Genomic DNA, 9,213 nt, shown 5'->3' on the forward strand with positions numbered 1-9,213 from the left:
GCTCTTCGCTCTTACACCAGCTCTTCCGCCGCACTTTCGGCGGCGGCACTAGGCTGTGGCACCCCGCCGCCCATATCGAGAATAGCGGCGGCATAGGTGGAGCGGACGGCGTCCATGTAGGCGGGGTCGACGGGGCCGCGGGCGGTGACAACTTTGGAGAAGCGCTTGGGGATGCGCACGGTTCTGGGGTCGTAGCCGGACTGCAGGCGCAGCTTCCAGCGATGGCGCTGCACGGCGTCGGCGGCGGCGTCGAGACTATCAGCGGTGGCGTCATAGCCAAGCAGACGCATGCAGTCGGCGAAGACGTCGGCGGTGTAGATTTTTCGGCCGAACATGCAGCCGACCATGCAGTTGACGAGCGTCCTGCGGCGTTCGTCGGCCATAAGGACGTCAACGGCGGCCTTGGCATCGCGCTCAAAGTGCTCGTAGTCGTAGCAGTAGCAGAGATTGTCGAGGTGCGAATGCCGAAAATTGAGGGCCTGCGCGGCAAAGAACACCTCGCCTGTGGCGTAGCCGGACATTTCCTGCCCCAGAACGCAGGCAAAATCCCCGCCGCCGTAGACAGCGGCGGCATGGGCGGCGCCGCGCGCGAGCACGCGGTAGAACTCATTGTAGGCGCAGCCGAGCATGGCGATGGCCTCGGCGTAGGCCGGGGCGTTGCCAAAGGCGAGGGGCACCACGGTCTGCGTGGCGGAGATGAGGCCTTGTTCCGTGGCCTCGGTGGCCCAGGCCAGACAGCCGCCCGTGCTCATGATGTCCAGCCCCTGCCGCTCCACGGACAAAATCAGCCCCATAACGGCGTGCGGGTCGGTAATGCCCAGCATGGAGCCAAGGGCAAAAATATGCTCGTAGTCGTAGCTAATGGACTGCGGATCCGTTAGCGCGCCATTGAAGGGTGTGGTGACGCGCCCGAGATGAATACAGGCGGCGGTGCACCCGGCGCAGGAGCGCTTACTCACGCAAATGTCGCGCAAAAAGGCCTCGCCGGAAATATGCTCGGCTCCGGTGTCCGTGCTGTCCTCAAGGTTCCGCCACGGGAGCGCGCCAAGGGCGTTGATGGACTCCACGATGCCTGCGGTGCCGGGACCGCGGTACTTGCTGGTGGCTTGCGAGGTCGCGCACTCGCGGCTGAGGCGGGCGAAGACGGCTTTGTACTCGGCGCTGGCGGGCTTGGACACGCGGCGCGCACCGACCACGGCGATGGCTTTGACGCCTTTGAGGGCGAGGGCGCGCCCGGCTCCCATGCGCCCAAAGTGGCGATAGGTGTCCACGGTGGCGCAGGCGTAGGTGCACCCGGTCTCAGCCGCGGGACCGATGCAGCATATGGACGCGCGCTGGGCGTCCGCGCCAAGGCGGGCCTTGACGGCGTGCTCCGTGGCGAAGGTATCCAGCCCTGCAAGCTCGGGAGCGGGCACAACGCGGCAGCCCTCCGGGTCGATGCGCAGCATCACGGGGCCTTCGGCAACGCCGCGCAGTTCAATGGCGTCCCATCCGGCGCGGGCCATGCACATACCCAGCCGCCCCCCGGCGTGGGATTCCGTGTACTGGCCGTGATAGGGCGACATGAAGCCGCAGACGACCTTGGTCATCATGGGAAAGCGCCCGGTCAGCGGGCCAATAGCGAAGATAAGGGGCTGGTCCGGATGCCGCGCGGGCTGGTCCATACATCCGTGCTGCGAAAAGATGGCCGCCGCAAGCCCGCTGCCGCCCAGATGTACGGCAACGTCATGCGCAATATCACACGCAAACGTCCCCTGCGTGAGGGAGACATTTAGGATGCGAAACTGCTGTCGCGGATGAAACGTGGTGTTTGACACGGATGGAGCGGCCTCAAGGTTGGGGAAAATGGGGGTGCACCGGGAATGCACAAGAAGCGGAAATGGTTTTCCCCGAGAACGCTCATGCTGTCAATATACAAAAAGACGGCTAATGATACCGCAAATTTTCCATATGTGCCTGATAATAGCTAACTTTTGACTGCTGCCGAACCCCCGCGGAGGCCACGCCGGGCTTGACAAACAGGGTAATTCATTGTCTGTAGCCTTGCCCCGCCGGGGGGGAGTACCGCGCGGGAGACCAATTCCGATCGGGAGGAGCGAAACGTCATGAAACTGTATCACAAGATTGTCCTTGGCCTTGCACTGGGCCTTGGGGCGGGCCTTATTTTTGGAGAGGACGCCACCGTCCTTAAGCCCATCGGCGACATCTTCATCCGGTGTCTGAAACTCATCGTGATGCCCCTCATCCTCGCCACGCTGGTCAACGGCGTCGCAAGCGCGGGCAACATCAAAAAAGTTGGGCGCGTTGGCGTCAAAACCCTCATCTATTTCATTTTCACCACTGCCATTGCCGTGAGCATCGGCCTGCTGGTCGCCAACCTGATGCACCCCGGTGCCGGGCTGACCATCGGCTCCGTAGACAGCATCAAAAAGGCAGAGGCCGTCACCCTGTCCGGCATGCTGGTGAATATGGTGCCGACCAACCCCATCGCCGCTTTGGCAGACGGCAAGGCGCTGCAGGTCATCGTCTTTGCGCTGCTGTTTGGCGCGGCCCTGTCCGCCAGTGGCGAAAAAGGCCGCCCGGTCGCGAATTTCTTCCAGTCCCTTGCTGATGTCATGCTCAAGCTGACGGACATCATCATCAACATGGCCCCCATCGGCATCTTCGCCCTCATCGCGTGGACCGCGGGCAAGTACGGCGCAGACATCCTGCTGCCGCTGGTGAAGATCATCCTTGCTGTGGCGACGGCGTGCTTCCTGCACATTCTCGTTTCCTACAGCGCCATCGTGGGCCTTGTCGCGCGCATCTCTCCCATCCAGTTCCTCAAAAAGGTTCTGGAGCCTGCGCTGGTCGCCATCTCCACGTGCAGCTCCGCCGCGGCATTCCCCTTCTCCATGCGCGCCCAGAAACAGCTTGGCGTGCCGGAGAAGATTTCCGGCTTCACCCTGCCGCTGGCTTTGACCATCAATATGGACGGCACGGCCATGTATCAGGCCGTTGGCGCCATCTTCGTGGCCGACGCCTGCGGCGTGCACCTGACTGTGGTCCAGCAGGCCACGGTTGTGCTCACCGCCGTGCTGGCCTCCGTCGGCACCGCCGGCATCCCCGGCAGCGGCCTTATCATGCTGACCCTCGTGCTGCAGTCCGTTGGTCTGCCGCTGGAAGGCATCGCCATTGTGGCGGGCATTGACCGCGTGCTGGACATGTTCCGCACCCTCGCCAACGTTGTGGGCGACAACACCGCCGGTGTGGTCATTGCCTCTCTGGAGGGCGACCTGGACCGCGAGATGTCGCGCACGCCACTTGACCAGCTTGAAGAAGAACCCGTGGTGGCCGAAGCCTAAACGCCACACGGTCTTTTCTCGGATACTCCAGCGCCCCCGCCACACGGTGGGGGCGCTTTTTCTTTGGCATTGGTCAGCTGAACAAGAAATTCACTGCCGCCGCTTTACAGCGCGCGCAATTTCCCCTAGCGTCAGTCTCACGAGCTAGGGGGGCCGCGTTAGGCGGCTGAGATGGAACCGCGTTCCGACCCTTTGAACCTGACGCAGCTTACACTGCCGGAGGGAAGCCGGTCATCGTTTGCACACCACTCGACGTCCGCCTCCCGGCGGACGTTTTTTTTTGCGCCACTGCTCGTATATATCTGCGTACCGGGCTTCTTGCACCGGTCCTCAGACGCTAGGGGGGCTCCTGACGGGGCTGAGATGGGAAACACAGGCGTTTTCCGACCCTTAGAACCTGATGCGGTTCATACCGCCGGAGGGAAGCGTCAGCCAGCATCACCGATGCAGACAGGCCTCCCCCCGTGGGAGGCTTGTCTGCTGTTCACGGGGCGTCTGTCTCCGGGCGTCACACTCCCTCCCTTCTGCACTCGCGGCCACCGGACAACGTGGGAAAAGCGCCGAAGCACCGCTTCGGTCCACGGCCGGTACTCACAACCCGAAACGGGAAGGGAACACATGACCATCACACTCAACGGACAATCCACCCCCTGCGCGGATGGGTCCACCATTCTCAGCCTGCTGACGGAACGCGGCCTTGCGCCCGAAACCGTCGTTGTGGAGCTGAACAGGACCATTATCCCGGGTGAGAACTACGCCAGCACAGCCCTCGCCGACGGCGACCACATGGAAGTGCTGCGCTTTGTCGGAGGAGGATGAAGACAATGACGGAGACACTGACCATCGGCGGCGTTCAGCTTGAGAGCCGTCTGTTCATCGGCACAGGAAAATATGGCGACGACGCCCTTATCCCCGAGGTCGCCGCGGCGTCCGGCGCAAGCGTCATCACCGTAGCGCTTCGGCGCGTGGACTTTGGCGCGGGCACCGGCAACGTCATGGACCACATCCCCAGCACCATGCAGCTGCTGCCCAACACCTCCGGCGCGCGAAACGCCGACGAGGCCGTGCGCATCGCCCACCTTGCGCGCGCCGCAGGCTGTGGCGACTGGATCAAGATTGAAGTCATCTCCGACAGCCGCAACCTGCTGCCCGATGGCTACGAAACAGCCCGCGCCACGGAGCGCCTCGTCAAGGACGGCTTTACCGTGCTGCCCTACATGAACCCGGACCTCTACGTTGCGCGCGACCTTGTGAGCGCGGGCGCGGCGGCGGTAATGCCCCTTGGCGCGCCCATCGGCACCAACCGCGGCCTGCAAACGCGCGAGATGATCGGCATCCTCATCGAGGAAATTGACCTGCCCATCGTCGTGGACGCCGGCCTCGGCAAGCCATCCCACGCCTGCGAAGCCATGGAAATGGGCGCGGACGCCTGCCTTGTGAATACGGGCATCGCCTCCAGCGCCAACCCCGTCATGATGGCCCGCGCCTTTGGCGAGGCCGTGCGCGCCGGACGCGCCGCCTACCTTGCCGGACAGGGCGCGCTGCGCGAAACCGCCACGGCCTCCTCACCGCTGACCGGATTTCTGGAGGGCTAGCCATGTCCTTTGCCGAAATCTGCCAACGCGCGCAGGACGCCGAGCTGGAAGCCACCTTTGCGGCCACGGACGAAGACCATATCCGGCGCATCCTTGCCAAGCAGACCATCATGGCCGAGGACTACCTCGCCCTGCTTTCCCCCGCGGCCAGCGGCCTGCTGGAGGATATGGCCCGCAAGGCCCAAAGCATCACCCAGCGGCACTTTGGGCGGACCGTCCAAATCTTCACCCCGCTCTACCTGTCCAACTTCTGCGCCAACCACTGCGTCTATTGCGGATTCAACGCCAAAACCGGCATCCACCGCCGCAGGCTGACGCTGGATGAGGTCCGCGCCGAGGGCGAGGCCATTGCGGCCACGGGCCAGCGCCAACTGCTCATCCTCACCGGTGAATCCCCGGCCAAGGCTGGCGTGGACTACCTTGAGGACTGTACGCGCATCCTGCGCGACATCTTCCCGTCCGTCGCCATTGAGGTCTACGCCCTGACGGATGACGAATATTCCCGCCTCGCCGCCGCTGGCGTAGATGGCCTGACCATGTTTCAGGAAACCTACGACCAAACCCTCTACGAGCGCCTGCACCCCGCCGGTCCCAAGCGCGACTTCAGCTTCCGCCTGGACGCGCCGGAGCGCGGATGCCGCGCAGGCCTGCGCGTGGTGAACATCGGCGCGCTCCTCGGCCTTGCCGCAGACTGGCGGCGCGAGGCCTACACCACGGGCCTGCACGCCCAATACCTCCAACGCGGGTATCCGGGGACGGACATTGCCATCTCCCTGCCACGCATGCGCCCCCACGCCGGAGCCTACCAGCCCGCCAGCAAAGTAGGCGACGCCGAGCTTGTGCAGATAATGCTGGCCCAGCGCATCTTCCTGCCCTCCGTCGGCATCACGGTCTCCACGCGCGAGACGCCGGAGTTCCGCGACAACATCCTGCCCCTTGGTGTCACCAAGATGAGCGCCGGGGTCAGCACAGCCGTAGGCGGCCACGCCGAAGGTGACGACGCCAAGGAGACCGGTCAGTTCGAGATTTCCGACGACCGCAGCCTTGATGAATTCACGGCCATGCTCCGCGCGCGCGGCTACCAGCCCGTTTTTAAGGACTGGGAACCCATCGCCGCGCCAAGCCAAAGGCGGTGGTCCGCATGAACCACACCCTGCACGGCATCGCCAGCCACATCGGCGCCACCGCCCTCGCCCGCCTCTACCGGGTGCGCGTCGGCATCGCCGGATGCGGCGGACTCGGCTCCAACTGCGCCATGCACCTTGTGCGCAGCGATTTCGCCTCCCTTGTGCTGTGCGACCATGACAGCGTGGAAGCCTCCAACCTCAACCGGCAGTTCTTCTTCGCGCGGCAGATTGGCCAGCCCAAGACCCACGCGCTGGCCGAAAACCTCCGCGCCATCAATCCGGAACTGCACCTGCGGCTGGAGCACCGCGCCCTTGCCCCCCACACTGCCGCCGAGGTCTTTGCGGACTGCGACGCCGTTGTGGAGTGCCTTGACGATGCCGCGGCCAAGGCCATGCTGGCCGAAACCCTGCTGCCACGCGGCGTCTTCTATGTCGGCGCCAGCGGCATTGCCGGGTGCGGCGATAACGACGCCATCGTCATCCGCACCGTGCGCCCGGACCTGCACATCGTCGGCGACGGCGGCGACGAAGCCGGACCAGACGCCCCGCCCCTGTCGCCGGGCGTCGGCATCGCCGCAGCCAAACAGGCGGGCCTCGTTCTCGCCCATTTCCTTAAGGAGCATGCATGACACGCCCCATCACCCGAAGCACCATTCTGGACACGGACCTCTACTGCCTCACAGCAGAAAAGTTCTCCGGCGGACGCAGCACTATCGACGTGGTGCGGGACATGCTGGCCGCCGGCGTCAGCCTCGTCCAGTACCGCGAAAAGTCCAAATCCATGCGCGACAAGTACGAAGAATGCCTCGCCCTGCGCCAAATAACGCGCGAAGCGGGCGCGGCCTTCATCGTCAATGACGACGTGCACCTCGGCGTCCTCACAGGCGCGGACGGCGTGCACATCGGTCAAGACGACCTGCCCGTCGCCGCCGTGCGCCAGCTTGTAGGCGAGCACGTCGCCATCGGCGTTTCCACCCACTCCCCGGAGCAAGCCCAAAAGGCCAAGGCCGACGGCGCGGACTACATCGGCGTTGGCCCCATCTTCAAGACCTTCACCAAGGAAGACGTCTGCGACCCCGTCGGCTTGACCTATCTGGAATGGGCCGCCGCCAACGCAGGGCTTCCCTTTGTGGCCATAGGCGGCATCAAGGCGCACAACGTTGCGGACGTGGTCCGCCGCGGCGCGCGCTGCGTTGCCATGGTCACCGAAATTGTTGCAGCCAAGGACATTCCACACACCATCGACACCATCCGCCGCCACATGGCGGACGCCTAAGGAGTACCCCATGAGCTACACCACCCAGATGGACGCCGCCCGCAAGGGCATCGTCACCGAGCAGATGAAGACCGTTGCCGAAAAGGAACACATGCGCTTGGACGACCTTATGGAGCGTCTTGCCAAAGGCACCGTCATCATCCCCTGCAACGTCAATCACACCAGCATCTCCCCCGAGGGCGTGGGCGAAGGCACGCGCACCAAGGTCAACGTCAACCTCGGCATCTCCAAGGACGCCAACGACGTGGAACTGGAGCTGGAAAAAGTCCGCCACGCCCTGAACCTCAAGGCCGAATCCATCATGGACCTGTCCTGCTTTGGCAAAACGCAGGAATTCCGCACCCGCCTTGTGGAGATGTCCCCCGCCATGGTCGGCACCGTGCCCATGTACGACGCCGTCGGCTTTTATGACAAAGAACTCAAGGACATCAGCGTGGACGAATTCTTCCGCGTGGTGCAGCGCCACGTTGAAGACGGTGTGGACTTTCTCACCATTCACGCAGGCCTGAACCGCGCCGCTGCCGAGCGCCTCGACAAGACGGACCGCATCACCAGCATCGTCTCCCGCGGCGGCTCCCTGCTCTACGCATGGATGAAGCAGAACGACATGGAGAACCCCTTCTACGAGCACTATGACCGGCTGCTCGAAATCTGCGAGAAGTACGACGTCACCCTCAGCCTTGGCGACGGCTGCCGTCCCGGCTGCCTGCACGACGCCACCGACGCCTGCCAGGTTGAAGAGCTGATCACCCTTGGCGAGCTGACCAAGCGCGCATGGGAGCGCAACGTCCAGGTGATGATTGAAGGCCCCGGCCACATGTCCATGGGCGAGATTCCCGGCAACGTCATGATGGAAAAGCGCCTGTGCCACGGCGCGCCCTTCTACGTGCTCGGCCCCCTCGTCACCGACGTTGCCCCCGGGTACGACCACATCACCGCCGCCATTGGCGGCGCCATCGCCGCAGGCTCCGGCGCGGACTTCCTGTGCTACGTCACCCCGGCAGAGCACCTGCGCCTGCCCAACCTCGACGACATGAAGGAAGGCATCATCGCCACCCAGATTGCCGCCCACGCCGCCGACATCGCCAAGAACCACCCCGGCGCCCGCGACTGGGACGACTCCATGTCCCGCGCCCGCGCCGACCTCGACTGGTGCAAGATGTTTAAGCTCGCCCTCGACGAGGAGCGCCCCCGCGAGTTCCGCGAATCCTCCAAGCCCGAGGTTGAGGACTCCTGCTCCATGTGCGGCAAAATGTGCGCCGTGCGCACCATGAAGCGCGTGAAGGATGGCAAGGAACTCGGCATGGCCAAATAGCCCGCCCCGTTCGCCCCCATCCCAAAAAACGCAGACAGCCCCGGCTCCATATGGAAGCCGGGGCTGTTTTATGCCAAATTGTCGCGCCTACTCGGAGCGCTTTTTACACCGCGGAGCCTTCTCCGGGTCAGGGTCGGCAACCTCGCCGTACGCCGCCCTGCCGTCATGGTCCTCCGGCAGGTGCTCCGTAATGGGCAGACCGTTCTCCGCCACAAAGAGCATACAGTGGCAGTACTTGTACTCCTGCATATCATCACAGGGACAAATCCACGTGCGCTGCTTTATCTCTTCCTGCTTGTCCGGATAAAAACGGCACGGACACAGCGGCTTGCCAAGCGTGTCGATATGGTCGGCAAGACCCTGAACAACAGCTTCCGTCACCTCAGGCTCAGGATGCGTGAAGGTTCCGGTCTTCGCAGTGTATTTCGCTACATACTTTCGGATGAGTTCAAGGCTCTTGTCGCTCGGCACTGTGGTTCTCCTTATCGCTTGATGACAGTATCAACGAGTTGTCCAAGCAGTTCAGCCCGTCAAGGTCAAGACTTTTCGGAGAAGA

The 9,213-nt window shown here is 63.7% G+C and carries 9 protein-coding genes and 2 riboswitches; of the genes, 7 read left to right on the plus strand and 2 right to left on the minus strand.

What is annotated here, in order from left to right; all coding sequences use genetic code 11:
• Positions 1–11 precede the first annotated feature (11 nt).
• Positions 12–1,868: an aldehyde ferredoxin oxidoreductase N-terminal domain-containing protein gene (locus tag ACY69P_RS10180; RefSeq protein ID WP_462327382.1), complete on the minus strand. Its 1,857-nt coding sequence runs from the start codon at positions 1,866–1,868 to the stop codon at positions 12–14.
• A 237-nt stretch (positions 1,869–2,105) separates the two neighbouring features.
• On the opposite strand from ACY69P_RS10180, the gene ACY69P_RS10185 reads away from it, so the two are divergent.
• The 7 genes from ACY69P_RS10185 (at position 2,106) to thiC (ending at position 8,657) form a co-directional block, all read left to right on the plus strand.
• The gene (locus ACY69P_RS10185) at positions 2,106–3,344 is read left to right on the plus strand and encodes a dicarboxylate/amino acid:cation symporter (RefSeq protein ID WP_459900736.1); all 1,239 of its coding nucleotides are present in this window, start codon (positions 2,106–2,108) and stop codon (positions 3,342–3,344) included.
• A gap of 136 nt (positions 3,345–3,480) precedes the next feature.
• Positions 3,481–3,586: riboswitch (TPP riboswitch) on the plus strand.
• 87 nt (positions 3,587–3,673) lie between these two features.
• A riboswitch (TPP riboswitch) is annotated at positions 3,674–3,785 on the plus strand.
• Between the two features lie 177 nt (positions 3,786–3,962).
• Positions 3,963–4,163, plus strand: a complete 201-nt coding sequence (thiS, locus tag ACY69P_RS10190; RefSeq protein WP_462327383.1) for a sulfur carrier protein ThiS — start codon at positions 3,963–3,965, stop codon at positions 4,161–4,163.
• 5 nt (positions 4,164–4,168) lie between these two features.
• On the plus strand, positions 4,169–4,939 hold the full coding sequence (locus ACY69P_RS10195) for a thiazole synthase (RefSeq protein ID WP_462327384.1): 771 nt from the start codon (positions 4,169–4,171) through the stop codon (positions 4,937–4,939).
• Between the two features lie 2 nt (positions 4,940–4,941).
• Complete coding sequence (gene thiH, locus ACY69P_RS10200; protein ID WP_462327385.1) at positions 4,942–6,084, plus strand: 2-iminoacetate synthase ThiH; 1,143 nt, start codon at positions 4,942–4,944, stop codon at positions 6,082–6,084.
• Positions 6,081–6,695, plus strand: a complete 615-nt coding sequence (thiF, locus tag ACY69P_RS10205; RefSeq protein WP_462327386.1) for a sulfur carrier protein ThiS adenylyltransferase ThiF — start codon at positions 6,081–6,083, stop codon at positions 6,693–6,695. The genes thiH and thiF overlap by 4 nt, the downstream gene beginning before the upstream one ends.
• Positions 6,692–7,342 carry a thiamine phosphate synthase gene (thiE, locus tag ACY69P_RS10210; protein ID WP_462327387.1) on the plus strand — a complete coding sequence of 217 codons (651 nt, stop codon included), beginning with the start codon at positions 6,692–6,694 and terminating at the stop codon, positions 7,340–7,342. The genes thiF and thiE overlap by 4 nt, the downstream gene beginning before the upstream one ends.
• Positions 7,343–7,352: 10 nt before the next feature.
• Entirely contained in the window at positions 7,353–8,657 is a 1,305-nt protein-coding gene (gene thiC / locus ACY69P_RS10215; protein ID WP_462327388.1) for a phosphomethylpyrimidine synthase ThiC, read from the plus strand.
• A gap of 87 nt (positions 8,658–8,744) precedes the next feature.
• Here the strand turns inward: thiC and ACY69P_RS10220 are convergent, their stop codons facing one another.
• Positions 8,745–9,128: a ferredoxin-thioredoxin reductase catalytic domain-containing protein gene (locus ACY69P_RS10220; protein ID WP_404843642.1), complete on the minus strand. Its 384-nt coding sequence runs from the start codon at positions 9,126–9,128 to the stop codon at positions 8,745–8,747.
• Positions 9,129–9,213: the final 85 nt, after the last annotated feature.

The organism is Desulfobaculum sp. (assembly GCF_054921475.1).

Excerpts from the sequence above, each read along its gene's own strand:
- ACY69P_RS10185 (WP_459900736.1), top strand. The coding sequence starts at position 2,106 with ATGAAACTGTATCACAAGATTGTCCTTGGCCTTGCACTGGGCCTTGGG.
- thiS (WP_462327383.1), top strand. The coding sequence starts at position 3,963 with ATGACCATCACACTCAACGGACAATCCACCCCCTGCGCGGATGGGTCC.
- ACY69P_RS10195 (WP_462327384.1), top strand. The coding sequence starts at position 4,169 with ATGACGGAGACACTGACCATCGGCGGCGTTCAGCTTGAGAGCCGTCTG.
- thiH (WP_462327385.1), top strand. The coding sequence starts at position 4,942 with ATGTCCTTTGCCGAAATCTGCCAACGCGCGCAGGACGCCGAGCTGGAA.
- thiF (WP_462327386.1), top strand. The coding sequence starts at position 6,081 with ATGAACCACACCCTGCACGGCATCGCCAGCCACATCGGCGCCACCGCC.
- thiE (WP_462327387.1), top strand. The coding sequence starts at position 6,692 with ATGACACGCCCCATCACCCGAAGCACCATTCTGGACACGGACCTCTAC.
- thiC (WP_462327388.1), top strand. The coding sequence starts at position 7,353 with ATGAGCTACACCACCCAGATGGACGCCGCCCGCAAGGGCATCGTCACC.